This window comes from Pseudomonas sp. Irchel 3E19, from assembly GCF_900187585.1.
In the GTDB taxonomy this organism is placed as follows: Bacteria; Pseudomonadota; Gammaproteobacteria; order Pseudomonadales; family Pseudomonadaceae; genus Aquipseudomonas; species Aquipseudomonas baetica.
The window spans coordinates 41,469-68,441 of the sequence record NZ_FYDT01000014.1 but is presented as its reverse complement, the minus strand read 5'-3'; the positions used below and the strand labels follow the sequence as shown (position 1 = coordinate 68,441).

Annotated in this window: 23 protein-coding genes and 2 tRNA genes; 17 read left to right on the top strand and 8 right to left on the bottom strand. The window is 59.5% G+C overall.

Annotation, left to right across the window (positions count from 1 at the left end):
* The first annotated feature begins 17 nt into the window (after positions 1–17).
* Together CKW18_RS11625 and pdeM are read left to right on the top strand one after the other, a co-directional pair.
* On the top strand, positions 18–2,507 hold the full coding sequence (locus CKW18_RS11625; protein ID WP_095188923.1) for a ligase-associated DNA damage response DEXH box helicase: 2,490 nt from the start codon (positions 18–20) through the stop codon (positions 2,505–2,507).
* Positions 2,504–3,160: a ligase-associated DNA damage response endonuclease PdeM gene (gene pdeM / locus CKW18_RS11620; protein ID WP_095188922.1), complete on the top strand. Its 657-nt coding sequence runs from the start codon at positions 2,504–2,506 to the stop codon at positions 3,158–3,160. The genes CKW18_RS11625 and pdeM overlap by 4 nt, the downstream gene beginning before the upstream one ends.
* A 46-nt stretch (positions 3,161–3,206) precedes the next feature.
* Here pdeM and CKW18_RS11615 read toward each other — a convergent pair whose 3' ends face one another.
* Together CKW18_RS11615 and dcd are read right to left on the bottom strand one after the other, a co-directional pair.
* On the bottom strand, positions 3,207–3,416 hold the full coding sequence (locus CKW18_RS11615; protein ID WP_095188921.1) for a hypothetical protein: 210 nt from the start codon (positions 3,414–3,416) through the stop codon (positions 3,207–3,209).
* 107 nt (positions 3,417–3,523) lie between these two features.
* Positions 3,524–4,090, bottom strand: a complete 567-nt coding sequence (gene dcd / locus CKW18_RS11610; RefSeq protein WP_007904652.1) for a dCTP deaminase — start codon at positions 4,088–4,090, stop codon at positions 3,524–3,526.
* 353 nt (positions 4,091–4,443) lie between these two features.
* Between dcd and CKW18_RS11605 the strand changes: the two genes are divergently transcribed.
* Positions 4,444–4,653, top strand: a complete 210-nt coding sequence (locus CKW18_RS11605) for a cold-shock protein (RefSeq protein WP_002554837.1) — start codon at positions 4,444–4,446, stop codon at positions 4,651–4,653.
* Positions 4,654–4,807: 154 nt separating this feature from the next.
* On the opposite strand, the gene CKW18_RS11600 is transcribed toward CKW18_RS11605, so the two are convergent.
* On the bottom strand, positions 4,808–5,815 hold the full coding sequence (locus CKW18_RS11600) for a DUF481 domain-containing protein (RefSeq protein WP_095188920.1): 1,008 nt from the start codon (positions 5,813–5,815) through the stop codon (positions 4,808–4,810).
* A 163-nt stretch (positions 5,816–5,978) separates the two neighbouring features.
* Here CKW18_RS11600 and CKW18_RS11595 point away from each other — a divergent pair, with 163 nt between their 5' ends.
* The 4 genes from CKW18_RS11595 to CKW18_RS11580 all read left to right on the top strand — a co-directional run bounded on the left by CKW18_RS11595 (position 5,979) and on the right by CKW18_RS11580 (position 10,751).
* Positions 5,979–6,332 carry an MGMT family protein gene (locus CKW18_RS11595; RefSeq protein ID WP_095188919.1) on the top strand — a complete coding sequence of 118 codons (354 nt, stop codon included), beginning with the start codon at positions 5,979–5,981 and terminating at the stop codon, positions 6,330–6,332.
* 43 nt (positions 6,333–6,375) lie between these two features.
* Positions 6,376–7,935, top strand: coding sequence for an AmpG family muropeptide MFS transporter (locus CKW18_RS11590; RefSeq protein ID WP_095188918.1), 1,560 nt, complete (start codon positions 6,376–6,378; stop codon positions 7,933–7,935).
* Between the two features lie 129 nt (positions 7,936–8,064).
* Positions 8,065–9,780: a proline--tRNA ligase gene (locus tag CKW18_RS11585; RefSeq protein ID WP_095188917.1), complete on the top strand. Its 1,716-nt coding sequence runs from the start codon at positions 8,065–8,067 to the stop codon at positions 9,778–9,780.
* A gap of 17 nt (positions 9,781–9,797) precedes the next feature.
* Complete coding sequence (locus CKW18_RS11580; RefSeq protein WP_095188916.1) at positions 9,798–10,751, top strand: hypothetical protein; 954 nt, start codon at positions 9,798–9,800, stop codon at positions 10,749–10,751.
* A gap of 102 nt (positions 10,752–10,853) precedes the next feature.
* Here the strand turns inward: CKW18_RS11580 and dinB are convergent, their stop codons facing one another.
* Positions 10,854–11,915: a DNA polymerase IV gene (gene dinB / locus CKW18_RS11575; protein ID WP_095188915.1), complete on the bottom strand. Its 1,062-nt coding sequence runs from the start codon at positions 11,913–11,915 to the stop codon at positions 10,854–10,856.
* Positions 11,916–12,195: 280 nt separating this feature from the next.
* On the opposite strand from dinB, the gene CKW18_RS11565 reads away from it, so the two are divergent.
* The 4 genes from CKW18_RS11565 to CKW18_RS11550 all read left to right on the top strand — a co-directional run bounded on the left by CKW18_RS11565 (position 12,196) and on the right by CKW18_RS11550 (position 16,784).
* Positions 12,196–12,272 (top strand) — tRNA-Met (locus tag CKW18_RS11565).
* A 221-nt stretch (positions 12,273–12,493) separates the two neighbouring features.
* A tRNA-Met gene (locus tag CKW18_RS11560) sits at positions 12,494–12,570 on the top strand.
* Positions 12,571–12,849: 279 nt separating this feature from the next.
* The gene (mprF, locus tag CKW18_RS11555) at positions 12,850–15,489 is read left to right on the top strand and encodes a bifunctional lysylphosphatidylglycerol flippase/synthetase MprF (protein WP_095188913.1); all 2,640 of its coding nucleotides are present in this window, start codon (positions 12,850–12,852) and stop codon (positions 15,487–15,489) included.
* Positions 15,489–16,784 carry a virulence factor family protein gene (locus CKW18_RS11550; RefSeq protein WP_095113867.1) on the top strand — a complete coding sequence of 432 codons (1,296 nt, stop codon included), beginning with the start codon at positions 15,489–15,491 and terminating at the stop codon, positions 16,782–16,784. The genes mprF and CKW18_RS11550 overlap by 1 nt, the downstream gene beginning before the upstream one ends.
* Before the next feature lie 196 nt (positions 16,785–16,980).
* Here CKW18_RS11550 and CKW18_RS11545 read toward each other — a convergent pair whose 3' ends face one another.
* Genes CKW18_RS11545 through CKW18_RS11535 form a run of 3 tightly spaced genes read right to left on the bottom strand, consistent with a single transcriptional unit; the run spans position 16,981 to position 19,128 of the window.
* Complete coding sequence (locus CKW18_RS11545) at positions 16,981–17,664, bottom strand: serine/threonine protein phosphatase (protein WP_095188912.1); 684 nt, start codon at positions 17,662–17,664, stop codon at positions 16,981–16,983.
* Positions 17,661–18,359 carry a hypothetical protein gene (locus CKW18_RS11540; RefSeq protein WP_095188911.1) on the bottom strand — a complete coding sequence of 233 codons (699 nt, stop codon included), beginning with the start codon at positions 18,357–18,359 and terminating at the stop codon, positions 17,661–17,663. The genes CKW18_RS11545 and CKW18_RS11540 overlap by 4 nt, the downstream gene beginning before the upstream one ends.
* Position 18,360: 1 nt before the next feature.
* Complete coding sequence (locus CKW18_RS11535) at positions 18,361–19,128, bottom strand: MarR family transcriptional regulator (protein ID WP_095188910.1); 768 nt, start codon at positions 19,126–19,128, stop codon at positions 18,361–18,363.
* Between the two features lie 638 nt (positions 19,129–19,766).
* Here CKW18_RS11535 and CKW18_RS11525 point away from each other — a divergent pair.
* On the top strand, positions 19,767–20,075 hold the full coding sequence (locus CKW18_RS11525; protein WP_095188908.1) for a DUF3077 domain-containing protein: 309 nt from the start codon (positions 19,767–19,769) through the stop codon (positions 20,073–20,075).
* 196 nt (positions 20,076–20,271) lie between these two features.
* Here CKW18_RS11525 and CKW18_RS11515 read toward each other — a convergent pair whose 3' ends face one another.
* Positions 20,272–22,113 (bottom strand): potassium transporter Kup, encoded by a 1,842-nt coding sequence (locus tag CKW18_RS11515; RefSeq protein ID WP_371857626.1) that lies wholly within the window; start codon positions 22,111–22,113, stop codon positions 20,272–20,274.
* Positions 22,114–22,462: 349 nt separating this feature from the next.
* Between CKW18_RS11515 and rimO the strand changes: the two genes are divergently transcribed.
* From rimO to CKW18_RS11490, 5 genes are all read left to right on the top strand, one after another.
* The gene (rimO, locus tag CKW18_RS11510) at positions 22,463–23,800 is read left to right on the top strand and encodes a 30S ribosomal protein S12 methylthiotransferase RimO (RefSeq protein WP_095188906.1); all 1,338 of its coding nucleotides are present in this window, start codon (positions 22,463–22,465) and stop codon (positions 23,798–23,800) included.
* A gap of 220 nt (positions 23,801–24,020) precedes the next feature.
* Entirely contained in the window at positions 24,021–24,494 is a 474-nt protein-coding gene (locus tag CKW18_RS11505; RefSeq protein WP_095188905.1) for a GNAT family N-acetyltransferase, read from the top strand.
* 189 nt (positions 24,495–24,683) lie between these two features.
* Positions 24,684–25,394, top strand: a complete 711-nt coding sequence (locus CKW18_RS11500; protein WP_095188904.1) for an rRNA pseudouridine synthase — start codon at positions 24,684–24,686, stop codon at positions 25,392–25,394.
* Positions 25,395–25,466: 72 nt separating this feature from the next.
* A complete protein-coding gene (locus CKW18_RS11495; protein WP_095188903.1) occupies positions 25,467–25,937 on the top strand; it encodes a DUF1456 family protein in 471 nt (156 codons plus the stop codon).
* 129 nt (positions 25,938–26,066) lie between these two features.
* Complete coding sequence (locus tag CKW18_RS11490; protein WP_095188902.1) at positions 26,067–26,837, top strand: SDR family oxidoreductase; 771 nt, start codon at positions 26,067–26,069, stop codon at positions 26,835–26,837.
* Positions 26,838–26,973 lie beyond the last annotated feature (136 nt).

Sequence of the window (26,973 nt, the reverse complement as noted above, 5' to 3'; positions counted from 1 at the left end):
GAGCGCGCGCAGCCCGCATGGCGAAATCCCCTGACCTCGCAAAAACCTGGTTCAGCGCCCGCGCCTGGAAGCCGTTCGCCTTCCAGAAACAGGTCTGGGCCGCCGTCAAGAACGGCGAATCAGGACTGCTGCACGCCAGCACCGGCGCCGGTAAAACCTATGCGGTGTGGTTTGCCGCACTCAATCGCTTCGCCCGATCAGTTCCCGTCGCTGAAACATCGCGCAAACGCAAACCGGTTACCGACCCGCTGACGGTGTTATGGATCACCCCCATGCGCGCCCTCGCCGCCGACACCGCGCGCGCCCTGCAAACGCCCGTCGATGACTTGCAGCTCCCGTGGAGCATCGGCCTGCGCACCGGTGACACCAGCAGCAGCGAACGTGCGCGCCAGAGCCGGCGCCTGCCGACCACACTGATCACCACGCCGGAAAGTCTGACGCTGCTGCTCGCCCGCGCCGATGCTCACACTGCGTTGTCGACCTTGCGCATGATCGTGGTGGACGAATGGCACGAGTTGCTCGGCAACAAACGCGGCGTACAGTTGCAATTGGCGCTCGCCCGCCTGCGCCACTGGCAACCTGAACTGATCGTCTGGGGCGTTTCCGCGACACTCGGTAATCAATCCCACGCCCAACAGGTGCTGATCCCACAGGGCGGCGGCGTAAGTATTCAGGGCCAGAGCGAAAAATCCCTGAAGGTCGACACCCTGCTCCCACCCACCATCGAACGCTTTCCATGGGCCGGGCATATCGGTCTGAAGATGCTGCCGCAAGTGGTCGCCGAACTCAATGCCTGCGCCAGCAGCCTGGTGTTCACCAACACTCGAGCACAGTCGGAAATCTGGTATCAGGCGCTGCTTGAGGCACGGCCGGACTGGGCCGGATTGATCGCCTTGCATCACAGCTCGCTGTCCCGTGATACCCGAGACTGGGTGGAGCAGGCGTTGAAGGATGGGCATTTGAAAGCCGTGGTGTGCACGTCGAGCCTCGATCTGGGGGTGGACTTCCTGCCGGTGGAACGCGTGCTGCAAATAGGATCGGCCAAAGGTGTAGCGCGCTTGATGCAGCGCGCCGGGCGTTCTGGCCATGCACCGGGGCGTACCTCGCGGGTCACGCTGGTGCCGACGCACAGCCTTGAGCTGATCGAAGCCGCCGCTGCCCGCGATGCCGTCGAGCAACGGCGCATCGAACCGCGCCGGTCGCCGCACAAACCGCTGGATGTGCTGGTACAACATTTGGTCAGCATGGCGCTGGGCGGCGGATTTTTACCCGATGAGCTGTACGAAGAAGTCCGCGGAGCCTGGGCCTATCGTGACCTGACAGCCGCGGATTGGGCTTGGGCGCTGGCTTTCGTACGCCATGGCGGGATGTCTCTGACGGCCTATCCGGATTATCGCCGGGTCGAACCGGACGAGCATGGTGTGTGGCGCGTGCCCGATGCACGGCTGGCCCGGCGCCATCGCATGAGCATCGGCACCATCGTCAGCGACGCGAGCATCCAGTTGAAGTTCTGGAGCAAGGGCGGCGGTGGCAAGCAGTTGGGCAGCGTCGAGGAAGGCTTTATCGCGCGCCTCAAACCGGGCGATGGTTTTCTCTTCGCTGGGCGTTTGCTGGAGCTGGTACGGGTGGAAAACATGACCGCGTACGTCAAACGCAGCACCGCGAAAAAAGCCGCCGTACCGCGCTGGAATGGCGGACGCATGCCGCTCTCCAACGAGTTGGCCGAAGCGGTGGTGACACGGTTTACCGACGCCGCGCGGGGTGAGTTCGTCGGCCCGGAAATGCAGGCGTTGCGACCATTGCTGGAAACCCAGGCGCGCGGGTCTGGCCTGCCCACCACCGACAACCTGCTGGCCGAGGTGCTGAAATCCCGCGAGGGCTGGCACCTTTTCCTCTACCCGTTTGCCGGGCGTCAGGTGCATCTGGGGCTGGCGAGTCTGCTGGCATGGCGGATCAGCCAGCGTCAGCCAGTGACGTTCTCGATTGCGGTCAACGATTACGGTCTGGAGTTACTCAGCGCCACGCCGGTGGACTGGTCGCAACAGCTCGATGCCGAACTGCTCAGCCCCGATCACCTTTTGCGCGATGTCCTGGCCAGCCTTAATGCTGGAGAACTGGCGCTACGGCGTTTTCGGGAAATCGCGCGGATTGCCGGGCTGGTATTCGCCGGCTACCCCGGCGCACCGAAAAGCACCCGACAGGTGCAGGCCTCCAGCGGCTTATTCTTCGAAGTGTTCAAACAATATGACTCAGGCAACCTGCTGCTAGCGCAGGCCGGGGAAGAAGTCCTACGGGAAGAACTGGATATTCGCCGACTGGAACAGACACTGGAGCACATAAATCGGATGAGACTGGATGTGCATCAAATCAAACGTCCTACACCGCTAGGCTTCCCGCTGTTGGTGGAGCGCATGCGCGAAAGCATGAGCTCGGAAAAACTCGCCGACCGGATCAGACGGATGGTCGGTGATCTGGAGAAATCCGCCGACAAGGCGAACCGCACATGAACGCGCCCTACCCGGTACGCCTGGCTGGCGAGGAACTCTGGTTGTTGCCGGAAAAAGCCCTGTATTGGCCCGAACAGCAGGCGTTGCTGATCGCCGACGTGCATTTCGGCAAAGCGGCTGCCTATCGCCGCCTCGGCCAACCCGTCCCACAAGGCACCACGACGAGCAATATCGCGGTCATCGATCGGCTGTTGGCGAAACTGCCCTGCCGACAACTGATATTTCTGGGCGACTTCCTGCATGGGCCCGGCTCGCATGCGGCGGGCACTTTAAGCGCGCTGTCTGAATGGCGATCGCGCCACGCCGATCTGCCGATGACGCTGATTCGTGGCAATCACGACAAACGCGCGGGCGACCCGCCGGCCTCGTTAAATATTCGCGTGGTACCGGAGCCGCTGCTGCTAGGACCGTTCGCCTTGCAGCACGAGCCTGACCCCCATGCTGAAAGGCATGTGTTGGCCGGTCATGTGCACCCGGTCTATCGACTGCATGGCAAGGGGCGGCAGAGTTTGCGTCTGGCGTGCTTCAGGCTCGGCGAGCGCATCAGCCTGATGCCGGCGTTTGGCGCGTTTACCGGCGGTTATCCGGTCGATCACGAAGAGAGCTGCAGGATTTTTGTCATTGGCGATAACCAAATATGGCCAGTCAGTTGAAGTCTTGGCGGACTTCAACTGACTGGCCATTCATTGCCCATCGGGATCAGGCCACAGGCACCGGTGGCGGCTCGTCGGGAAGGGTCGGTTCACCCGGCTCGACCGGTTGTTCGTTGGGGGTATCGGGGTCAGGTTGACCGGGTATTCCGCCAGCCATGCTGATGGACGGGTGTGCCAGCAAGGACCAGGCTAAAACGCCAATCTGATTGGGCTCAAGCCTTGCCAGTTCGGCACTGATATGCGGATCGATCTTCATAGGGCACTCCTCGGCGAAGGCCCGTTTCGGCACGAGCAAAAACGGGCAGTACACCCCATAGAGTGTCTGCCCGCCAAAGAATTCCCGACAATTGCCGGATGGACGACTCAGGTACGCGGCAGAGTGACGCCACGCTGGCCCTGGTACTTGCCACCACGATCCTTGTAGGAGACTTCACATTCCTCGTCGGATTCGAGGAAAAGCATCTGCGCCACGCCTTCGTTGGCGTAGATTTTCGCCGGCAGGTTGGTGGTGTTGGAGAATTCCAGAGTCACGTGGCCTTCCCACTCAGGCTCCAGCGGGGTGACGTTAACGATGATGCCGCAACGCGCGTAGGTGCTTTTACCCAGGCAGATGGTCAGTACATTGCGCGGAATACGGAAATATTCGACGGTGCTGGCCAGTGCGAAGGAATTCGGCGGGATGATGCAGACGTCGCTGTGGATGTCGACGAAACTGCCGGCGTCGAAGTTTTTCGGGTCGACGATGGCTGAGTTGATGTTGGTGAACACCTTGAAGTGGTTGGTGCAACGCACATCGTAGCCGTAGCTCGACACACCGTAGGAGATCACCCGGCTGTCGTCGCTGCCGCGCACCTGACGCTCGACGAACGGTTCGATCATGCCGTGTTCCTGCGCCATGCGGCGAATCCACTTGTCCGATTTGATGCTCATGGCGGGTGTCCTGAATAGCGAGGTGGAAAAATTCTGTCCGGCATCTTACCGGGCGCGCCGCCGGGTTCAAAGTGCGCGGTGCAATTCTCGCCGAACACCCATGAAATACGGGCTTTGGCGACGAACCGTCACACCGCCGATCCCGAAAACAGAGAAACCTTCGCAAGAACCATTGGCACTTCTCGGAAAAAGGGTTAAGGTGGCGTCACTGTGTTGCTTGTGTCACTGAGAATCTCTACACGATATGTTGAATTTCGATCCAACCATCTACAAGAATTTTTCCTGCTCTTTGCACTCAGTCTCGGCCAGGGTTCTTCCTGAGTCGCAGTTATCTTTGTTCAAGGAGTTACACCATGTCTAATCGCCAAACCGGTACCGTTAAGTGGTTCAACGATGAAAAAGGCTTCGGCTTCATCACTCCACAATCCGGTGACGATCTGTTCGTTCACTTCAAAGCTATCCAATCCGACGGCTTCAAAAGCCTGAAAGAAGGCCAACAGGTTTCTTTCATCGCTACCCGCGGTCAGAAAGGCATGCAAGCTGAAGAAGTACAAGTTATCTAACTTGTAGCTTCTTTAGAAAAGAGCCCCGCCCTTAAAAGCGGGGCTTTTTTGTGGGCGTCTGTTTTTCAGGCGCAAAAAAAGATCGCAGCCTGCGGCAGTTCCTACATTGATTTCTGTAGAAGCTGCCGCAGGCTGCGATTTTTTTGTTTTTGCCTTACCAGGCCACGCCAAACCCTGCGGTGTAACGGGTCTTGTTCAAATCCGCATCGTTGGTGCCACTGATGATGTCGCGCTCCGCTTTCAGGTTCAGCGACGCCCAGTCGGTGACCTTGTAGCGCAAGCCCAGCTCGGCATCCAGCGCATAGTCAGCTACGCCGGACAATGGCTTGCCGACTTCGCCACTGGTGAAGAACTCGACCTTCTTGCCGATCAGGTAGCGGTTGTAGTCCCACTTCATCGCAACGGAATAGAAGTTGTCCTTGCTGCCATCGCTGTATTGATAGTCGGTACGGTTCAACAGCGAGCCGAGCGAGAACGCCCCCAATTCGTCATCCCAGAACTGATAACCCGGACCCGTACCGACGACTCGTTGACGGGACAGCTCCTCAACGTGATCACGCTTGTAATTCAGGCGCCCTTGCCAGAACCACTTATCCGTCAGGAAGCGATCGAGTGCGTACTCGGCGCGCCAGTTATCGGTGGTGGTCACTTCATCCTGCACTTCACGGTTGTATTCGCCCTCGGCGGTGTGCCGCCAGCGACCGTGGCGCGCCGTAGTCTTGAAGCCGATGTCGTAATCGTCGGTGTCTTTTTCCGCGCGCTGGTAATCCAGCGCCAGATCGACATTGCCCTTCCACACCAGATCCTCGACCACCGGTTTGGGCTTGAGGATTTGCTGAATGCTTGCCAGCTCCACGGTTTTCGGCGCTTCACCGTTGGCCAGCGTGACCTTGCCATCGTCGGCAGCCGTCAGCGACTTGGCCTTTTCGCCGCTATAGGCATCCTGCTTGACCAGCAACTCCTGGTCACTTTCCAGGGTCTTGACCTCTTTCCAGTCGATCGAGACCGCACCAGCGTATTGGGTCTGAACCAAGAGTTTGCCGCCATCGAACACGGTAATTTTGCCGCTCAACTTGTCACCGTTCTTCAACCAGACGGTATCGGCAAGCAAGGGCGTGGACGCACTGAAAACAGCAAGGCACAGCAAGGTTCTGGAAAACATAAGCAAATCGGAGGCTCAAGTTTGCGAAAAAGGCCGGCATTATCCGTAGGAATAAGACCATGACAAGGACTGACCGAACTATTTCTATTGAGTTCATTTCTCATCCGCGCGATGAGGGATTACGCTTAAGCCATTAACCGACTCATGCTCAGGAACCGTGTAGGTGACAGACCCGATCCATGAAGGCGAGAGCGAAGCGCAAATCCGACGCACGGCGCTCTACTCGACGCTCGCGCAAGTGCCCGAAGGCAAAGTGGTCAGCTATGGTCAATTGGCTGAACTGGCCGGGTTGGGGCGCGCCGCGCGCTGGGTCGGCCGTACCTTGAGCCAATTGCCCGGCGATACCAGGCTGCCCTGGCACCGAGTGCTGGGCGCCGGCGGTCGGATCAGCTTGCCGGTGGGTAGCCCATCTGGCGATGAACAGCGAGCACGGTTACGCATGGAAGGCATCGCCGTCCTGAACAATCGTGTGGATATTCAGCGCCATGGCTGGCGTCCGGTAGAGCACAGCGGTTAGAGTGCGCGCTTTGTTTTCGCAATCTTGAGGCAGACTTCAGCCCATGCCCCGTAAAACCTGGCGCGCCGCGCTCGCCGCCTATGCCAGTCCTTCGACGCTCGTGCTGTTGTTGCTCGGTTTCGCCGCCGGCCTGCCGTACATGCTGGTGTTCTCGACGCTTTCCGTCTGGCTGCGTGAAGCCGGTGTGGCCCGTGAAACCATCGGCTACGCCAGCCTGATCGGCCTGGCCTACGCGTTCAAATGGGTCTGGTCACCACTGCTCGACCAATGGCGCCTGCCGTTGCTGGGCAAGCTTGGCCGTCGCCGCTCGTGGCTGGTGCTTTCGCAATCACTGGTGATCCTCGGCCTGATCGGCATGGGCTTCTGCGATCCGCAGAAGCATCTGTCCTGGTTGATCGCCATTGCCGTTGTCGTCGCCTTCGCCTCCGCCACCCAAGACATCGCGGTTGACGCCTATCGTCTGGAAATCGCCGACGACAGCCGCCAGGCCGCGCTGGCTGCCAGTTACATGTCCGGCTACCGCGTCGCCGCCCTGCTCGCCACCGCTGGCGCCTTGTTCTTCGCTGAAGGCTTCGGCTCTACCGGTTTCAATTATCAACACTCAGCCTGGGCTGGCACCTACGCGCTGTTCGGCGCACTGATGATCCCTGCCTTGCTGACCACCCTGCTGATGCGCGAACCGCCGGTGCCGCTACGTACGCAATTGCAGGCGGGCCGCTACACCTTCATGCATCAATTGATGTCGGTGTTCGTACTGATCGTGTTGCTGGTGTCCGTGCCGGCGATGTTCACTCAGCTCTACAATACCGACTTCGCCAGTGTGCTGTTCGAAGGCGTCAGTCCGCTCGACCTGCTGCTCGAAGACCGTGCCTTCCTGCGCGCCATTCTCTACACCCTGCTCACTTGGGCGTGCCTGTCAGCCATGGGTCGTCGTGGACTGGCGCCAGTACTGACGCCGGTCAACGACTTCATCCTGCGCTACCGCTGGCAAGCGCTGCTGCTGCTCGGGCTGATCGCCACCTATCGGATGTCGGACACGGTCATGGGGGTGATGGCCAACGTGTTTTACATCGACCAGGGCTTTACCAAAGACCAGATCGCCAGCGTCAGCAAGATCTTCGGCCTGATCATGACGCTGGTCGGCGCCGGCATGGGCGGCCTGCTGATCGTGCGCTTCGGCATTCTGCCGATTCTGTTTATCGGTGGTGCGGCCTCGGCCGCCACCAACCTGCTGTTCGTCATGCTCGCCGACATGGGCCCGAATCTGCAGATGCTGGTGGTGACCATCTCCCTCGACAACTTCAGCTCTGGCCTTGCGACCTCGGCATTCGTCGCCTACCTGTCGAGCCTGACCAACCTGAAGTTCTCCGCCACGCAATACGCCCTGCTCAGCTCGATCATGCTGCTGTTGCCGCGCCTGATCGGCGGCTACTCCGGGGTGATGGTGGAGAAGTTCGGCTATCACAACTTCTTCCTGATCACCGCCCTGCTCGGCGTGCCGACGCTGGTGCTGATCGCCCTGCACTGGTTCCAGGAAAGCCGCCGCGAGGGCCCCACGCCCAAGCCCGAGCCGGTACCGACACCGGTTGCCGAAGAGTCGTAAGACATTTCGCCAACGGCGGGAGGAATCCCGCCCTTGAACCTCTCCACCGGCCGCACGCCTGTACGTCAGCAAAACTCGCCGGTACACTGCTCCGTCATTTCCAGTCATAGCAACCGACAACGGCCAACCATGCGCACCAGTCAATTTTTGCTCGCCACACAGAAAGAAACGCCTTCCGACGCGGTCGTGATCAGCCACCAGCTGATGCTGCGCGCCGGCATGATCCGCAAACTCGCCTCGGGCCTGTACACCTGGCTGCCGATGGGCTTGCGAGTGATGCGCAAGGTTGAAGCCATCGTTCGTGAAGAAATGAACGCTGCCGGCTCTCTGGAAGTGTTGATGCCGAGCACCCAACCGGCCGAGCTGTGGCAGGAATCGGGGCGCTGGGAAGAATACGGCCCTGAGCTGCTGCGCATCAAAGACCGCCACGGTCGCGACTTCTGTGCGGGACCGACCCACGAAGAAGTGATCACCGATCTGATGCGCAACGAGTTGAGCAGCTACAAACAGCTGCCAATCAATCTGTACCAGATCCAGACCAAATTCCGTGACGAAATCCGTCCACGCTTCGGTTTGATGCGCGGCCGCGAGTTCATCATGAAAGACGCCTACTCGTTCCACGCCGATCAGGCTTCGCTGCAGGTCACCTACGACCGCATGCACCAGGCGTACTGCAACGTGTTCACCCGTCTGGGCCTGAAATTTCGTCCGGTTGAAGCCGATAACGGCTCGATCGGCGGCGCCGGCTCCCACGAGTTCCACGTACTGGCCGAGTCCGGCGAAGACGATATCGTCTTCAGCAACGGCTCCGACTACGCGGCGAACATCGAGAAAGCCGAAGCGGTGCCACGGGAAACGTCCCGCCCAGCACCGGCTGAAGAGCTGCGTCTGGTCGACACCCCGGACACCAAGACCATTGCCGCGCTGGTGGAAAAATTCAATCTGCCGATTGAAAAGACCATCAAGACCCTGATCGTGCATGCGGAAGAAGAAGGCAAGCTGATTGCCCTGATCATCCGTGGCGACCACGAACTGAACGAAATCAAGGCTGCCCAGCAGCCAGGCGTGGCCAGCCCGCTGGTCATGGCTTCCGATGCCGAACTGCGTGACGCCATCGGCGCCGGCGCCGGCTCGCTCGGCCCGCTGAACCTGCCGCTGCCAATCATCATCGACCGCTCGGTCGAACTGATGAGCGACTTCGGTATCGGCGCGAACATCGACGACAAGCACTACTTCGGCGTGAACTGGGAGCGCGATCTGCCGGTTCCGACCGTGGCTGACCTGCGCAACGTGGTGGCCGGCGACCCAAGCCCGGATGGCAAAGGCACGCTGGAAATCAAACGCGGCATCGAAGTCGGACACATCTTCCAGCTGGGTAACAAGTACAGCAAGGCGATGAAGTGCGAAGTGCTGGGCGAGAACGGCAAGCCTGTGACCCTGGAAATGGGTTGCTACGGCATTGGCGTATCCCGCGTGGTAGCCGCCGCAATCGAGCAGAACAACGATGCGAACGGCATCATCTGGAGCGACACCCTGGCGCCGTTCCAGATCGCCCTGGTACCGCTGCGTTATGAAACCGAGCAGGTTCGCGAAGCTACCGACAAGCTGTACGCAGAACTGACGGCGGCCGGTTTCGAAGTGCTGCTGGACGATCGCGACAAGAAAACCAGCCCAGGCATCAAATTCGCGGACATGGAGCTGATCGGCATTCCACACCGGATCGTGGTCAGCGACCGCGGCCTCGCCGAAGGCAACCTGGAATACAAGAGCCGTACCGAAGGCGAAGCGCAAGCATTGCCGGTGGCCGACGTATTGTCCTTCCTTCAGGCCCGTATCCGCCGCTGAAACCAGATAGAGACGTCATGTTCAAGCGAAACACCTTAGGCCTCGGTGGTGCCGCCCTGTGCGGCACCCTGCTGGTCAGCGGCTGTGCCAACCACATGTCACAGCGCAGCGAGCACGAAGAGCGGGTCGAGCGAAAATTGCTCGATCACAGCCTGCAGATTGATGTCGGCGAGCCTAAGGAGCTTGAGCTGCCGCAGCGACGCGTGAAGATCAACGAGCAGAAGACTTTCGAAGTCACCGAGTTCGAAGTCACTCGGCGTTACGACCGGTACACGCCTTACCAGCCCTGGCGGGAAATCTACGAGATTCCGCTGGGTGCCGTGGCGGTGGTCGGCGGCGTCGGCGCGAACGTGGTTAACGTATTCGCCCTCGGCAATCTGCCGGACAGCGTGACCAGAGACTGGCTGAGTTACGGTTTTGCCGGGCTCAACCCGTTCATGAACGTGCAGTCCAACGGTCGCGCGCAACAGAACCTGGCCGGCATCGATGAAGTCCAGCGCGACAAGCGCACGGAGTATTCGAGCCTGCCGTGGAGCGAGCGTCCGGTGCAGGTCAAGGCTGGCAAGCAGACCTTTGACATGACCACCGACCGTAACGGTGTGCTGCGTCTGAACCTGCTCGACAGTCCGTTTGCCGAAAATGATCTCAATCATGTCGGCAAATTGCAGATCAGCGTTGAAGACGCCAAGGATGACGTGCACTCGGACTCATCGCTGATGATCAGCAGTCATCTGCGTGGCAAGTTGCTGGAAGCGCACGGGCTGATTTACGACGACCTGGAAGACGACGAAGTGAGCCAGTGGGTACACCGGGTCAAACGCCTGTCGGAACTGGGTCTGGAAGAAGAAGCCAGCGAGCTGGAACAGAGCCTGATCGAACTGACGCGTAACGATCCTGAGTTGCAGGCTGAGTTTCTCAAGTCGCTGACCAGGGATGCCGGGCGTCTGGTGGCGGACCCAGGCCCGAATTAACAGCTAAAAGCTTCGCGAGCAGGCTCGCTCCCACAGGGTGGAATACATTCCAAATGTGGCAGCGAGCCTGCTCGCGAAGAGGCCCTGACACACACCGAAAAATTAACGCTCAAACAACTCCATCTGCTCAAACCCGCCGCGCAAATCCTCCAGCCTCACCCCAACCCCCAACAACCGCACCGGTTTCCCGCCGCGATTGAACGCCTGCGTCAGCATCAACTGATAACTGCCCAGGTCCCGCCCTGCCCCGGCCTGCTCCAGTGTCGTTTGGGTAAAGTCATGAAACTTCACTTTGACGAACGGCTTGCCCGGTCGATAACTGCTGTCGATCCGCGCCATGCGGGTTTTCAGGGTTTCCAGCAGCTCTGGCAATTTATCCAGGCAACTGCGCAGATCCGGCAGATCAACGTCGTAGGTATTTTCCACGCTGACCGACTGACGCCGACTGTCGTTGTGCACCAGCCGGTCATCGATCCCACGCGCCAGACTCCACAGTCGCTCGCCAAAACTGCCGAATTCGCGCACCAGCGCCAATTTGTCCCACTCGCGCAACTGCGAGCAATCAACGATGCCGAGCTTGCCCAGCTTGTCGGCGGTGACCTTGCCGACGCCGTGCAACTTGCTCACCGGCAAACCACTGACAAAGTCTTCGACCTGATCCGGCGTGATCACAAACAAACCGTTGGGCTTTTTCCAGTCGCTGGCGATTTTTGCCAGAAACTTGTTCGGCGCCACGCCCGCAGACACGGTGATGTGCAATTGATTGGAGACCCGCCGGCGAATGTCTTGGGCAATGCGTGTGGCACTGCCGCCGAAATGCGCGCTATCGGAAACATCCAGATAAGCCTCATCCAGCGACAGCGGTTCAATCAGGTCGGTGTAGTCGCTGAAGATCGTGTGTATTTCTTTCGACGCTTCGCGATAGGCGTCCATGCGCGGCTTGACGATGGTCAGGTCCGGGCACAGCTTCAAAGCATGTCCCGAAGCCATCGCCGAACGCACGCCATAGGCCCGCGCTTCATAATTGCAGGTGGCAATCACCCCGCGCCGGTCCGCCGAACCACCCACCGCCAACGGCTTGCCGGCCAGACGCAGGTCATCGCGCATCTCGATGGCGGCGTAGAAACAGTCGCAGTCAATGTGGATGATTTTTCGCTGAGTCATGTCAGAAAAGGAAACGTGGCGAACCGGATCGGCAGTATCTCACTGACACCTGTATATAGCACCAGTGGTATGAATGTTCTTTCCAGGCGGTAGGAAATGTCCTTTGAATTTATTTTCTCAATCGACGAGCGGCCGCCAATAGAGCTGAAAGCCTTGTCCTGCCTGACCTGTAGCGTGAAAAACACCCGGGGAAAAGCGCTAACCGATTGAACCTCAACAGTTTTTATCCAGATTGCGGGTTGACACCCCAGCGTTCCTCTGTAGAATGCCGACACACAGACGCGGGATGGAGCAGTCTGGTAGCTCGTCGGGCTCATAACCCGAAGGTCGTCGGTTCAAATCCGGCTCCCGCAACCAAACATCAAAAAAGGCTACTCGAAAGAGTGGCCTTTTTTGTGCGCGTCTGTTTTGTAGATTTCCTCTTCTTATAAAGAAGGATCGCCAAACAGGAATTCGTTGCATTTCCGAAACTTAACGCATCACCTGCGACCGTTTGACGCGATTGCACACTTATTTGACCCTTTACGGGATTAGCGGTTGACACCTCGCCGTTCGCCTGTAGAATGCCGCCACACAGACGCGGGATGGAGCAGTCTGGTAGCTCGTCGGGCTCATAACCCGAAGGTCGTCGGTTCAAATCCGGCTCCCGCAACCAAACATCAAAAAAGGCTACTCGAAAGAGTGGCCTTTTTTGTATCTGTTGAAAAAGTCCTTTCGCAACAATGATCTGTCACTGTGCAGTGAACCGCTTGGGATCTTCAGAAGTGCTGACTTGCGACTATGCTTGAGTCGCAGGCAAGGCCTCTGCAATCCAGGAACTGCCCTCGCCGATACCCGGTGAGAGGCGTAGTATTTTGTGATTATTTTTTTCTACAGGGATTGGTAACTTGGCTGGATACCTCCATCCTGTCGCGCACAATCCAAGAGGTGATTGATGCGCGCCAACTCGTCTGATCCACAAGACACCGTCACAGCGGAACATCCGATCAAACCCGAGCGTTTACGCTTGCTGGATCGGTTGAGCAAATACCGGCAACCGATCGGTCTGGCGGTCACTTTATTGCTGTTCGCCATTGCCCTGATTGCCTGTCGCCATCTGCTCGCAGAACTCGATCTCGATGCCCTGCACGACTCGATTCTCGACGTACCGAAACCCGCTCTGATCGGCGCCTTCGGTGCGACCGTGGTCGGCTTCATTATTCTGCTCGGCTACGAATGGTCGGCCAGCCGCTATGCCGGCGTGACCTTGCCGCCGCGCACATTGGCGCTGGGCGGATTCACCGCGTTTGCGATTGGCAATGCAATCGGTCTGTCGCTGCTGTCCGGCGGTTCGGTGCGCTACCGTTTATATGCACGACTGGGTCTGGGGGCGTCGGAAGTCGCGCACATGACCTTGTTCGCCAGCTTGTCGCTGGGCTGCGCCTTGCCGCCGCTGGCTGCTCTGGCGACGCTGAGTGACCTGCCCGCCGCTTCCCAGGCGCTAGGCCTCTCGGAAGGCCTGCTCGGCACTGTGGCCGTGACCGTGTTGCTGCTCGGCGCCATCCTGATGATCGGCATCTATCGCCGACGTCTGCCGGAACAACCGTATCGTGACAACCTGCTGGTCAAGGCTGGCCGCCGCACCCTGCGTCTGCCAGGTCGCCGCCTGACTTTCCTGCAACTGGTGATCACCGCCCTCGACGTCGCGGCAGCCGCCACCGTGCTTTATCTGTTGCTGCCTGAGGCGCCGCCATTCGGCGCGTTCCTGCTGGTGTACCTGCTGGCCCTGGCCGCTGGCGTACTGAGCCATGTGCCGGGTGGCGTCGGTGTGTTCGAAGCTATTCTGCTGGCAGCGTTCGCCGACAAACTCGGCGCTGCGCCGCTGGCCGCTGCATTGCTGCTGTATCGCCTGATCTACGTGGTGCTGCCGCTGCTGGTGGCTTGCGTACTGCTACTGATCAACGAAGGCCAGCGCCTGTTCCAGACTCAGACCATGCGAGCGGCGTCCGGTCTGGCCGCGCCGATTCTGGCGGTGCTGGTGTTCCTTTCCGGTGTGGTGCTGCTGTTTTCAGGTGCCACGCCTGAAATCGATACGCGCCTGGAGCACATCGGTTTTCTGATCCCGCATCGCCTGGTCGACGCTTCGCACTTCGGCGCCAGCCTGATCGGCGTGCTGTGCCTGATGCTCGCTCAGGGTCTGCGCCGTCGCCTGTCGGCCGCGTGGATGCTGACCACCATTCTGTTGCTGGTCGGTGCCCTGCTCTCCCTGCTCAAAGGCTTCGACTGGGAAGAAGCCTGTTTGATGACCCTCACTGCCGCGTTGCTGGGTGTTTTCCGTCGTTCGTTCTATCGCCCGAGCCGTCTGACCGAACTGCCGTTCTCGCCGCTGTATCTGGTGGCCAGTCTGTGCGTGTTGGGCGCTTCGACGTGGCTGCTGCTGTTCGCCTATCAAGACGTGCCGTACAGCCATCAGTTGTGGTGGCAGTTCACTCTCGACGCCGACGCACCACGCGGCCTGCGCTCGCTGCTCGGCGCTGCCGTGCTGCTGCTGGTGATCGCCCTCACCTGGCTGCTGCGCACCGCGCGCCCGGTCATTCACCTGCCGACGCCTGACGAACTCGATCGCGCCGCGAAAATCCTCATGGCGTCGTCGCAACCCGACGGTGGCCTGGCGCTGACCGGTGACAAGGCGTTGCTGTTTCACCAGAACGACGAAGCCTTCCTGATGTACGCACGCCGTGGCCGCAGCCTGGTGGCGCTGTACGACCCGATCGGCCCCGGCCAGCAGCGCGCCGAGATGATCTGGCAATTCCGCGACCTGTGCGATATCCATCACGCTCGCCCTGTGTTCTATCAGGTGCGCGCGGAGAACCTGCCGTACTACATGGACATCGGCCTGACCGCGATCAAGCTGGGCGAAGAAGCCCGGGTCGATCTGCAGCGCTTTGACCTGGAAGCCAAGGGCAAAGAGATGAAGGACCTGCGCTACACCTGGAACCGTGGCACCCGTGACGGCTTGTCGCTGGAAATCCATGAGCCCGGTCAGGCGCCGATGGATGAGCTGAAAGTGATTTCCGATGCCTGGCTGACCGGCAAGAACGTGCGCGAGAAAGGCTTCTCCCTCGGCCGTTTCAGCGACGATTACCTGAAGCATTTCCGTATTGCGGTGATTCGCTTCGAAGGCCGCCCGGTGGCGTTCGCCAACCTGCTCGAGACCTACAGCCATGATCTGGCCAGTCTCGACCTGATGCGCGCACACCCGGACGCGCCCAAACTGACCATGGAATTCATGATGGTCGGCCTGATTCAACACTATAAGAGTCACGGATACGCGCGCTTCAGCCTGGGCATGGTGCCGTTGTCGGGGTTGCAACCCCGGCGTGGTGCACCGCTGACTCAGCGTCTGGGCTCGATGGTCTTCCGCCGTGGTGAGCAGCTGTACAACTTCCAAGGCTTGCGCCGCTTCAAAGACAAGTTCCAGCCTGACTGGGAACCCCGTTATATGGCCGTGCCCGCCGGACTCGATCCGCTGGTGGCGCTGGCCGACACTGCTGCCCTGATCGCGGGTGGCTTGACTGGATTGGTGAAACGCTGATGATTCAACGCTCCCTGAAGTACATCCTGGCCGCACTGATCGTGCTGGCCGTGATTGCCGGCGGCGGTTTCTGGTACCTCAAACGTCCGGCACCGGAACCAACGCTCGAACCTGTTACGGCGGCAGACGGCACCGTTTTGACCCGTGTCATCCCCGGCACCAAGCCCAAGGCGCAGGTGCTGGTCGCGGTCAACGACGACCAGAAACTCTCCGAAAAGCAACTGACCACCCTGAGCCGCAGCGCCTCGGCGCAAATCGTTCAGGTGATTCTGCCCAAGGACTGCCTGCTGCAAAGCCGCGCCCTGCAAACCGGTCTGCGCGAATTGAACGGCCCGGCGACACTCGTTAGCGGCATCGGCCCAGGCGCCGTGCTGGCCTGGCGCTGGTTGTCCGAGCAAAAGGACGACAAGGCCCAAGCGATTTCCGTGGACCTGGCGCTGGAAAAACCCGGCTGCACTCATCTGTTGCCGAAATCCGCCGCGCACGGTCACTGGCTGGTGGCATGGAACGACAACCCGGATGATGCCAGCGCGGGTTTCGTGCGCGATCAGCCGAACGCCGAAACCAGCATCAGCGACTACGACATCAACCTGCCGCAAGTGCTGAACAACGAACTGCGCAAAATCCTCGTCGGCGGCGACAAGGCCAACGGCGGTCTGGCGATCCCGGTGGTGGAAGTCCCGGCCGGTCAGGCCAAGGACACCGTGACCCTGTTCCTCTCCGGTGACGGCGGCTGGCGCGACCTCGACCGCGACGTGGCCGGCGAGATGGCCAAGATCGGCTACCCGGTGGTCGGCATCGACACCCTGCGCTACTACTGGCAGCACAAGAGCCCGGAGCAAAGCGCGCTGGACCTGACCGAACTGATGCAGCACTACCGGCAGAAATGGGGCACCAAACGCTTCATCCTCACCGGTTACTCGTTCGGCGCCGACGTATTACCAGCGATCTACAACCGCCTGCCGGACACCGAGCAGCAACGCGTCGACGCCATCATCCTGCTGGCCTTCGCCCGCACCGGCAGCTTCGAAATCGAAGTCGAAGGCTGGTTGGGTAACGCCGGTAAAGAAGCCGCCACCGGCCCGGAAATGGCCAAGCTGCCACCGGCCAAGGTTGTGTGCATCTATGGTGAAGAAGAGACGGATGAAAGCGGCTGCACGGACAAGACTGCGGTGGGTGAAGCGGTGAAACTGCCCGGCGGCCACCACTTCGACGAGAACTACCCCGCGCTGGCCAAGCGCTTGGTGGATCTGATCGAGAAGCGTCAGAGCAAGGACTCGGTCGCCGAAGAGTGATCTGAGCCGCGCCCACAAAAGCCCCCGCAACTTCGCAGTTGCGGGGGCTTTTTACATTCCAGCAGCCACGAAAATCCCCTGTGGGAGCGAGCCTGCTCGCGAAGCGGTGGGTCAGTTTACAGATTCGTCGACTAACACTACGCCTTCGCGAGCAGGCTCGCTCCTACAAGGGATGGCGCTGAATTCAGGCAACTCGTCAGTCTCGCTGGCCAAGCTGAACATCTATCCACGTGACATCATCGTCGCCAACGCTAAAGTCGCTATCCGGCACCGCCAACAAAGTGCTTTGCTGGGCTTGCGTCAAGTCCGCCCAAAAGCCATCAGTCACAAATACCAAGCGCTCAACAGCGTCCAGTGCACAACAAACAAAATCAGGGTTCGGAACCCGATTGATCTTCAAACATCGCGTTACCGAATTTCGTGCGGGGTCTTGTGCCAATTCACAGTGCGAACGATCGCGTCGCCAATTAGCCTTGCAGTGAGGTGGCGTAATCCACTCGATGGCTCCCGCCAGCGTCACAATCCCGCATGAACAGTCTCCCTCGTATGCAATGGTGAGTCGGCCATGAGCGAGCAAGCCAATCAGGTAACAGATGGCTCCCGTCTGATCAGCAGGCAACGACGCATGAAAATCCGCCAGTATTGAACCCAATAGACGCTCAACAGCTGCGGGCTCTGCAGGATAGCCTCCCTGCTCCATCTGTGTGGAATGAGCCGCCAACACGCCGTTTACGAAGCTTTCAGCCAGCTGTCCACTGCCGCGCCTCGAAGTGCCATCCGCGACAACAAAAATCCCACTGTCACCCTCACAGGTCGCTCCGGCATAGTCATCATTTGCCCTGCTGGCTTGCCCAGTGATTGATCGGGAGTGGTATCTCATGCGTTGGCCAACGCTTTCATACGCCTGTGAATAATCTGCCCTCTGCCTGGATTCGCCTGCACCGAGCCTGAACTTTCGATTACATAGCCAACCCCATCGAGCGCCATCAGCTTGTGGATTCCCTCTGTGATGAACGCCTTGAGGTCCTTGTCAGTCTGGCGCACCTCCTCCAACAGCTCAGGCCGACCATCGATCAAGATGATCATGTCCTCGACATCCTTGTGATAAGGATCGCCATTTCCCCGACCTGCGAAAGCTTCCAGTTTCGTCGCGAGAAAATACGTGGGCTGGAATATCTGGATGACAGTGCCGCTGGGCAGGGTGAATTTATCGGCCCTCGCCAGCCCCTCGACGAACCAGCGGTTGGCATAGCCGAGCACTGCAGGGTCGGAAGGCATGACATCCACGACAACGTCATTGAAGCGAAAACGACAATTGACCTCGTCCTCACCGGTGATCTTGAATCCCTTGGCCGCCAGCCGTTCGGTGAGTTGGTTCCAGGCGCTGACACCGGCCAACTCGATCACTAGATCAACGTCATCAGTGAAACGAATGTCGTCCAGCACGGCTGTATCTGTAACCAGCATGGCGGTTGTGCAACCGCCAACAAAAGCAACTTCGGCGAGAAACGCCTCGCCCAAGCCTTCAGCCACGAACTCAATGAGCTCGTAGTTGTGATCCGCGTTTGACGACATGTTATTTCAGCCCCATCCCTGCCTTCAGAATACTGATTGCCACACCACACTCACGCGGACCACCCAGACGGATTGCATCAGCGAGCGCCAGATAGTGGTAAAGGATCCGGTCTTTTTTCACCGCTTCCGGCACTGTTTTGTAAAGCGGCTCGATCGCTTGACCTCGCTCGGTTCCCTGCGCATCCGGCCAGACCGGAATCAAACCACCCGCACTCTTGATGCTTTTGGACAGCGCAGGCGCCGCAAAGCCTGTGGGTATGCCACGAACCATCGCGCCAGGCTTGACCGGGAAGAAGTACTTCAGTGCGTGCTCGATAATTTTCAGCAGCTCCCGGCGGTGCACTTTGGCAAGCCCGGTGTCGTAGTCATGGATGAGCAATCCGGATTCCCGGCATCGGGCGAGAGCATTTGAGACTTCGCTTTTGCTCAGTCCGAGAGAGGCAGACAGCGCACGCAGAGAGTACCGATCGCTCCAACTTGTCAGCGGTGGATCAGATGCTGGTTCCGCCCATCCCTCCCAGCCTGGCCCATCAGCGAAAGGCGAATCGAATTCGCGGCGCTGGAAGACTGTGTCTTCCCCATCAGTGGAATAGGTAACCAATGGCTTCGCCACACTCTCCCCTGCGGACATTCGGCTGACGACATAGGGCCTGAGCAGCTCTTCGACCCTGTCCGAATTCGATTCGACCTCCATCTCCCCCAAGAGATTCTCTTCCTGAGCGTGGAGACTGGCCATTTTGAACAAAAGTAAAATGTCTTGACTCTTCATTTAGCTCAAAACCTCAAGTGTCCACATTCCATAAAACGTGGACACTTGTCTCACTGACAAGGTCGGGTCGTCAAGCCCTTGGGTCGATCACTAATCGCTGCATACCTTGCCCGCATATCTTCATGGCTGATTGCTTGGGCCAGATCAAAGATGAGCAATCGTTCACTGGCCTTCTTTTCGAGCCGAAGGTCCTTCGGTTCATCCTGTGATTCTTGTTGCGCTGATGCTGTCATACGTACCTGAATGCTTTGCACACGTCGGTTCGTGTCAGACGTTTAGTATCGTTTACTTCCAGTCTCGCAATATCGGATGACGTCCACAGACCTTGTAGGCAAACTCCGAAACTCTTGTTGGGACGCTGTGCCGCTCTATTGCGCTGTTTTTTGACGGGATACTCTCCGGACGTCGCTGACCCATTCAGCGATCGGGCTTGGTAACCCGGTGGAATAAGGCGCAACAGCGCACCCGACACGACTCAGGCGTATTACACGTCTGTACCCCAGTGTTATGGCAGCTGTGCGTGGGACGCTTTCGGGCGTGCCGGTTTCCTTGATTCCCCGGTTTACCAACCTGCGCACAGCTGCCACCCATTCGCTTGGTATCGGATGCGGCAGCTCTCGAAATCAAGGGAACTGACAATGAACAATCCATCAGATCTTAAAACCATCGGCTTCACCCCCTTCCTCTACAACTCGGATCAAGCGTTCTTCAACGTCCGCTCCGGCATCCCGATCCTCAATGCCTTGTCGCAATCCTCCGACCTGCTATCCCTCGCCAAATCCTTCGCCGAGGACGCGGCCTTCATCAAAGACACCGACCGCCATGCCTGGGCTGCGCATTACCTGACGGTGATGGGCAAGGCCTTGATTGATGACGTGATCCATGCGCTGATCCCACGACCTGCACGGACGAAAACCGAATCAGAAGAGCGACCTGATAGAACGTAACACCACGAAACTCTTGTGGGAGCGGGCTTGCTCGCGAAGGCGGTGGATTAGCCGCTGGAGATGTCGACTGACACGACGCATTCGCGAGCAAGCCCGCTCCCACAGGGGATTTGCGCTGGATTTGAGGTTTATGTGGGCAGTAAAAAGCCCCCGCCAGCCACAAGGCCGACGGGGGCTTTTCAGTTGAGGCGCAGGCTTACATCTCCACCTGCGTCCCCAGCTCAATCACCCGGTTCAACGGCAGATTGAAGAACCGCAAATTCCCATTGGCATTCTTCAACATGAATGCAAACAGCGCCTCACGCCAACGCGCCATGCCCTCAAGTTTAGAGGCAATCACCGTTTCACGGCTGAGGAAGTAAGTCGTGCGCATCGGGCTGAAATCCAGATCATCCAGATGACACAGCTTCAAGGCTTGCGGCACGTCCGGCTCGTCGGTGAAGCCGAAGTGCAGGATCACCCGGAAGAACCCTTCGCCGTGCGCTTCGACCTCGAAACGTCGTGATGGCGGAACGCGCGGGATGTCTTCGTAGACCACGGTCAGCAACACCACTTGCTCATGCAGCACCTGGTTGTGCAGCAGGTTGTGCAACAGCGCATGCGGCACGGCGTCGGAGCGGGCGGTGAGGAACACCGCCGTGCCCTGCACCCGGTGCGGCGGTTGCACGCGAATGCTGCTGATGAAGATCGGCAGCGGCAGCGCGCCTTCGTCGAGGCGTTCGACCAGCAGTTGTTTGCCGCGTTTCCAGGTGGTCATCAGCACAAACAGCGCGATACCGGCGATCACCGGGAAGGCGCCGCCCTGAACGATCTTCGGCACGTTGGCAGCGAAGTACAGACCGTCCACCAGCAGGAAGCCGATCAGCACCGGCACCGCGAGGATCGGTGGCCATTTCCACAGCAGCAGCATCACCGCCGACACCAGAATGGTGGTCATCAGCATGGTGCCGGTCACCGCCACGCCGTAGGCCGAGGCCAGAGCGCCGGAGGACTCGAAACCGAGCACCAACAGGACCACGCCGACCATCAGCGCCCAGTTCACCGCGCCAATATAGATCTGGCCCTGCTCGTCGCTGGAGGTGTGCTGGATGTACATACGCGGGATGTAACCGAGCTGAATCGCCTGACGGGTCAGGGAGAATGCGCCGGAAATCACCGCTTGCGAGGCAATCACCGTGGCCAGCGTCGACAGACCGACCAGTGGAATCAGCGCCCAGCTCGGTGCCAGCAGATAGAACGGGTTACGCGCTGCTTCCGGGTTTTCCAGCAGCAAGGCGCCCTGACCGAAGTAGTTGAGCACCAGCGCCGGCAACACCAAGATGAACCACGCCCGGGCAATCGGCTTGCGACCAAAGTGGCCCATGTCGGCGTACAGCGCTTCTGCACCGGTCAGCGCCAGCACCACGGCGCCGAGGATCGCCACGCCCATGCCTGGATGAACGACGAAGAAATTCACCGCCCAGATCGGGTTCATCGCATGCAGCACTTCTGGCGCGTGGCTGATGCCATACACACCGAGGGCGCCGAGGACGAGGAACCAGGTGACCATAATCGGCCCGAACAGAATGCCAATCCGCGCCGTACCGTGTTTCTGAATCAGAAACAGCGCCACCAGCACCACCAGCGACAGCGGCACGACCCAATGGTCGATACCATCGAATGCCAGTCCCAAACCTTCAATCGCCGACAGTACGGAAATCGCCGGGGTGATCATGCTGTCGCCATAAAACAGCGCCGCGCCGATCAGTCCGCACACCACCAGCAACGACCGCAGCTTTTTGCGATGCCCTGCCGCACGACGCGCCAGCGCGGTGAGCGCCATGATGCCGCCCTCGCCCTGGTTGTCGGCGCGCAGCACGAACATCATGTATTTGATCGACACGACCCAGATCAGCGACCAGAAGATCAGCGACAGAATGCCCAGCACGCCATCGTGATTGACCGATACGCCGTAAGCGCCGGAAAACACTTCTTTGAGGGTGTACAGCGGGCTCGTGCCGATGTCGCCGTAAACCACCCCGACCGCCGCGACCAGCATGCTCAGCGGCTTGGAGGCCGAACCCTCGGCGCCTGCCGCATGACTACTTGCCTGACCCATCCAACACTCCTACTTCTCAGAACCGGCTTCTTGAATGAAGCACTATGCTTTGTGGTGCAGCATGCGCTGTTTTACCTGTTGTTACAGACGTTTTGTTGACTGTAAAAAATTGGTAAAGCTCAACGGCGCGAAGCATAGCGCAGCACTCGTCGTATTTCCCTGCATAAAGCTGGTCAAGTGCGTTGCCCGCCGCTAGAATTGCGCACTTTTTGATCAGAGGCGCGCCCTAAGCGCCCGTCCGTCGGCTTTCGCACCAAGAAAGCGATGTCACAAAATACCGAGGTTAGACATGTCCACCACTCCTGCGCCGGCCAATCCAAAGGTTGGCTTTGTATCTCTGGGTTGCCCGAAAGCACTGGTCGACTCCGAGCGCATCCTGACCCAGCTGCGCATGGAAGGCTATGACGTGGTGTCCACCTATCAGGACGCCGACGTTGTAGTCGTCAACACCTGCGGTTTCATCGATTCGGCCAAGGCTGAATCGCTGGAGGTGATCGGTGAAGCGATCAAGGAAAACGGCAAGGTGATCGTTACCGGTTGCATGGGCGTGGAAGAAGGCAACATCCGCAACGTACACCCGAGCGTGCTGGCCGTGACCGGTCCGCAGCAGTACGAGCAAGTGGTCAACGCCGTGCACGAAGTGGTGCCACCGCGTCAGGATCACAACCCGCTGATCGACCTCGTGCCGCCGCAAGGCATCAAGCTGACCCCGCGTCACTACGCCTACCTGAAGATTTCCGAAGGCTGCAACCACAGCTGCAGCTTCTGCATCATCCCGTCGATGCGCGGCAAACTGGTCAGCCGTCCGGTCGGTGACGTGCTCGACGAAGCCCAGCGCCTGGTCAAATCCGGCGTCAAAGAGCTGCTGGTGATCTCGCAAGACACGAGCGCCTACGGCGTTGATGTGAAATACCGCACCGGCTTCTGGAACGGCGCGCCGGTGAAAACCCGCATGACCGAACTCTGCGAAGCGCTGAGCACCCTCGGCGTCTGGGTGCGTCTGCACTACGTTTACCCGTATCCGCACGTTGACGAGCTGATCCCGCTGATGGCCGCCGGCAAAATCCTGCCGTACCTGGACATCCCGTTCCAGCACGCCAGCCCGAAAGTGCTGAAGTCGATGAAACGCCCGGCGTTCGAAGACAAGACCCTGGCGCGGATCAAGAACTGGCGCGAAATCTGCCCGGACCTGATCATCCGTTCGACCTTCATTGTCGGCTTCCCGGGCGAAACCGAAGAAGACTTTCAGTACCTGCTGAACTGGCTGACCGAAGCCCAGCTCGACCGCGTCGGCTGCTTCCAGTACTCGCCGGTAGATGGCGCTCCTGCCAATGATCTCGATCTGGAGATCGTTCCGGACGACGTCAAGCAGGATCGTTGGGATCGCTTCATGGCGCACCAGCAAGCGATCAGCTCGGCACGCCTGCAAATGCGCATCGGCCGTGAAATCGAAGTGCTGGTGGACGAAGTCGACGAGCAAGGCGCGGTGGGCCGCTGCTTCTTCGACGCCCCGGAAATCGACGGCAACGTGTTTATCGACAATGGCAGCAATCTGAAGCCGGGCGACAAGGTCTGGTGCAAAGTGACTGACGCTGACGAATATGATCTGTGGGCTGAGCAAATCTAAGCATCACCCAGTACCTGTGGGAGCGGGCTTGCTCGCGAAAGCGCTGGATCAGTCACCCGACATGTCGACTGACACAACGCCTTCGCGAGCAAACTCGCTCCCACAAGGGGAATAGTGTTGTATTCAAAGGCCCCGCTCTTTTTACGAGATGCGGGGCTTTTTTACGGCTATCGTTTAGCGGGGGACGGACTCCCTTTAAACGGACAAGAGGCAGACGGGCATGCGTCACCATTCGGGCATCCACACGCCGAAACTCAGCGATTATCAGGAACTGACCCGGGTCTGGGAGGCCTCGGTCCGTGCGACCCATGATTTTCTGCCAGACAGCTACATCGAGTTGTTGCGCAACCTGGTGCTGACCCGCTACCTCGACTCGGTGATGCTGATCTGCACCAAGGATCGCGAGCAACGCATCACCGGCTTCGCCGGCGTTGCGGCAGGCAAGATTGAAATGCTCTTTATCGATCCCGACCGTCGCGGCCAGGGCCTGGGTAAAACGCTGCTCAATTACGCCCTGCAGCATCTGAACGCCGATGAACTGGATGTGAACGAACAGAACCCGCAGGCGCTGGGGTTTTACTTCAAGCAAGGATTCGAGGTCATCGGCCGTTCGGAGGTCGATGGCATGGGCCAGCCGTATCCGTTGCTGCACATGCGCTTGCGGCAGAACCAGCAGCGCACCAGCAATGGCTGACACACCATAAAACCCTGTGGGAGCTGGCTTGCCAGCGATGCGGGCGCTGCGGTCTGCAAGAAATACCGAGGTGATGCCATCGCTGGCAAGCCAGCTCCCACAAGGTATACAGAACACCGTGAAATGGAACCGGGCTTAACCGGCGCCACACAGGTACAATGCCCACCCCTTTTTTGTTACGGCCCTGTCATGACTGACCCGATTCGCCTCTCCAAACGCCTCATCGAACTGGTGGGTTGCTCCCGCCGCGAGGCCGAGCTGTTCATCGAGGGCGGCTGGGTCACCGTGGACGGCGAAGTCATCGACGAGCCGCAATTCAAGGTCGGCGACCAGAAGGTGGAGCTCGACAAGGCCGCCAAGGCCACCGCGCCGGAGCCGGTGACCATTCTGCTCAACGTGCCGGCGGGCATGGATGCGAACAGCGCGATGCAAACCCTGAGCGCCGAAACCCTCAGCGAAGAACATCGCTACAGCAAACGCCCGTTGCGTGGCCACTTCCTGCGCCTGACCGCCAGCACCGACCTGCAGGCCAAGGCCAGCGGCCTGCTGGTGTTCACTCAGGACTGGAAGATTCTGCGCAAGCTCACCGCCGATTCGGCCAAGATCGAGCAGGAATACATCGTTGAAGTCGAAGGTGACATGGTCGCCCACGGCCTCAACCGTTTGCAGCACGGCCTGACCCACAAGGGCAAGGAGCTGCCGCCGGTCAAGGCCAGTTGGCAGAACGAAAACCGCCTGCGCTTCGCCATGAAAAACCCGCAGCCGGGCATCATCGCCCAGTTCTGCGAAGCGGTTGGCTTGAAGGTTGTCGGCATCCGCCGCATCCGTATCGGCGGCGTCTCGATTGGCAAAGTACCGGTCGGCCAATGGCGCTACCTGTCCGGCAAAGAGAAGTTCTGACGCTTCCATTGCCGCCACACATTCCGGCAGCGCGCCCGCGCGCTGCCCACAACGCTTATCAGGATTACCGACATGGTTCATAACGACGTATTGCGCAGCGTGCGCTACATGCTCGACATCAGCGACAAGAAGGTTATCGAGATCATCAAACTCGGCGGCATGGACGTGACCCTCGCCGACGTGATCACCTGGCTCGACAAGAAAGAAGAAGACGAAGAAGGTTTCGTGCGCTGCCCGGACGAAGTCATCGCACACTTCCTCGATGGCCTGGTGATCTTCAAGCGTGGCAAGGACGAAAGCCGTCCGCCGCAGCCGATCGAGGTGCCGGTGACCAACAACATCATCCTGAAAAAGCTGCGCGTGGCCTTCGAACTGAAAGAAGACGACATGCACGCGATCCTCAAGGCGGCCGAGTTTCCGGTGTCCAAACCTGAGCTGAGCGCGCTGTTCCGCAAGGTCGGCCACACCAACTACCGCCCGTGCGGCGATCAGTTGCTGCGCAACTTCCTCAAGGGTCTGACCCTGCGCGTTCGTCCGGACTGATGCCCTTCTGCGGTGGCGACTGATGGTCGCCACCGCAGCGCATGACCGTTCATTCCCTTCGAAAATAGTGGCTCCGTTTTTTGCGGCTGGCGACTAGGGTGTATTGATCCCTAGCCCTCAGGATTCGCCATGCACCCGTACTTTTCCCTGCAAGGCCGCACCGCTCTGGTGACCGGCGGCACCCGTGGTATCGGCAAAATGATCGCCAAGGCCTTTGTCGAGGCTGGCGCCCGAGTGTTCGTCTGCTCCCGAGACGCCGAAGCCTGCCATCAAACGGCGCAAGAACTCAGTGCCTTGGGCACTTGCCACCGCGTGGCGGCGAATCTGGCGACGGAAGAAGGCGTGCAGGAACTGGCCGCGCGCTTGGGCGAGCAGATCACCCATCTGGATATCCTCGTGAACAACGCCGGCACCACGTGGGGCGCGCCGCTGGAGAGCTATCCGGTCAAGGGCTGGGAAAAGGTCATGCAGCTCAACGTGACCTCGGTGTTCAGCTGCATCCAGCAATTTCTGCCGTTGCTGCGCAAAGCCGGGTCGGCGGCGAATCCGGCGCGGATCATCAACATCGGTTCAGTGGCGGGGATTTCTTCGTTCGGCGAGCAGGCGTATGCCTACGGGCCGAGCAAAGCGGCATTGCATCAACTGTCACGGATTCTCGCGCGGGAACTGGTGAGCCAGCACATCAACGTCAATGTCATCGCCCCGGGGCGGTTTCCGAGCAAGATGACCCAGCACATCGGCAATGATCAGCAGGCACTGGCCGAGGACACGGCGCTGATCCCGATGAAGCGTTGGGGGCGTGAGGAAGAGATGGCGGCGCTGGCAATCAGTCTGGCGAGTACGGCGGGGGCTTATATGACCGGGAATATTATTCCGCTGGATGGTGGGTTCAGCCTCTGAGATTGGCGGCGCGGCCTTCGCGAGCAGGCTCGCTCCCACAGGAATTTTGTTTACGACACAGGTCAACTGTGGGAGCGAGCCTGCTCGCGAAGAGGCCGGTCCTGCTACCACCAGTCTTGGGGCCCGCCGGGTTATC

What these genes read in the sequence shown, in the direction of transcription:
- CKW18_RS11625 (WP_095188923.1), top strand. Translation starts at nt 18, where the DNA reads ATGGCGAAATCCCCTGACCTCGCAAAAACCTGGTTCAGCGCCCGCGCC.
- pdeM (WP_095188922.1), top strand. Translation starts at nt 2,504, where the DNA reads ATGAACGCGCCCTACCCGGTACGCCTGGCTGGCGAGGAACTCTGGTTG.
- CKW18_RS11615 (WP_095188921.1), bottom strand. Translation starts at nt 3,416, where the DNA reads ATGAAGATCGATCCGCATATCAGTGCCGAACTGGCAAGGCTTGAGCCC.
- dcd (WP_007904652.1), bottom strand. Translation starts at nt 4,090, where the DNA reads ATGAGCATCAAATCGGACAAGTGGATTCGCCGCATGGCGCAGGAACAC.
- CKW18_RS11605 (WP_002554837.1), top strand. Translation starts at nt 4,444, where the DNA reads ATGTCTAATCGCCAAACCGGTACCGTTAAGTGGTTCAACGATGAAAAA.
- CKW18_RS11600 (WP_095188920.1), bottom strand. Translation starts at nt 5,815, where the DNA reads ATGTTTTCCAGAACCTTGCTGTGCCTTGCTGTTTTCAGTGCGTCCACG.
- CKW18_RS11590 (WP_095188918.1), top strand. Translation starts at nt 6,376, where the DNA reads ATGCCCCGTAAAACCTGGCGCGCCGCGCTCGCCGCCTATGCCAGTCCT.
- CKW18_RS11585 (WP_095188917.1), top strand. Translation starts at nt 8,065, where the DNA reads ATGCGCACCAGTCAATTTTTGCTCGCCACACAGAAAGAAACGCCTTCC.
- CKW18_RS11580 (WP_095188916.1), top strand. Translation starts at nt 9,798, where the DNA reads ATGTTCAAGCGAAACACCTTAGGCCTCGGTGGTGCCGCCCTGTGCGGC.
- dinB (WP_095188915.1), bottom strand. Translation starts at nt 11,915, where the DNA reads ATGACTCAGCGAAAAATCATCCACATTGACTGCGACTGTTTCTACGCC.
- mprF (WP_095188913.1), top strand. Translation starts at nt 12,850, where the DNA reads ATGCGCGCCAACTCGTCTGATCCACAAGACACCGTCACAGCGGAACAT.
- CKW18_RS11550 (WP_095113867.1), top strand. Translation starts at nt 15,489, where the DNA reads ATGATTCAACGCTCCCTGAAGTACATCCTGGCCGCACTGATCGTGCTG.
- CKW18_RS11545 (WP_095188912.1), bottom strand. Translation starts at nt 17,664, where the DNA reads ATGAGATACCACTCCCGATCAATCACTGGGCAAGCCAGCAGGGCAAAT.
- CKW18_RS11540 (WP_095188911.1), bottom strand. Translation starts at nt 18,359, where the DNA reads ATGTCGTCAAACGCGGATCACAACTACGAGCTCATTGAGTTCGTGGCT.
- CKW18_RS11535 (WP_095188910.1), bottom strand. Translation starts at nt 19,128, where the DNA reads ATGAAGAGTCAAGACATTTTACTTTTGTTCAAAATGGCCAGTCTCCAC.
- CKW18_RS11525 (WP_095188908.1), top strand. Translation starts at nt 19,767, where the DNA reads ATGAACAATCCATCAGATCTTAAAACCATCGGCTTCACCCCCTTCCTC.
- CKW18_RS11515 (WP_371857626.1), bottom strand. Translation starts at nt 22,113, where the DNA reads ATGCTGGTCGCGGCGGTCGGGGTGGTTTACGGCGACATCGGCACGAGC.
- rimO (WP_095188906.1), top strand. Translation starts at nt 22,463, where the DNA reads ATGTCCACCACTCCTGCGCCGGCCAATCCAAAGGTTGGCTTTGTATCT.
- CKW18_RS11505 (WP_095188905.1), top strand. Translation starts at nt 24,021, where the DNA reads ATGCGTCACCATTCGGGCATCCACACGCCGAAACTCAGCGATTATCAG.
- CKW18_RS11500 (WP_095188904.1), top strand. Translation starts at nt 24,684, where the DNA reads ATGACTGACCCGATTCGCCTCTCCAAACGCCTCATCGAACTGGTGGGT.
- CKW18_RS11495 (WP_095188903.1), top strand. Translation starts at nt 25,467, where the DNA reads ATGGTTCATAACGACGTATTGCGCAGCGTGCGCTACATGCTCGACATC.
- CKW18_RS11490 (WP_095188902.1), top strand. Translation starts at nt 26,067, where the DNA reads ATGCACCCGTACTTTTCCCTGCAAGGCCGCACCGCTCTGGTGACCGGC.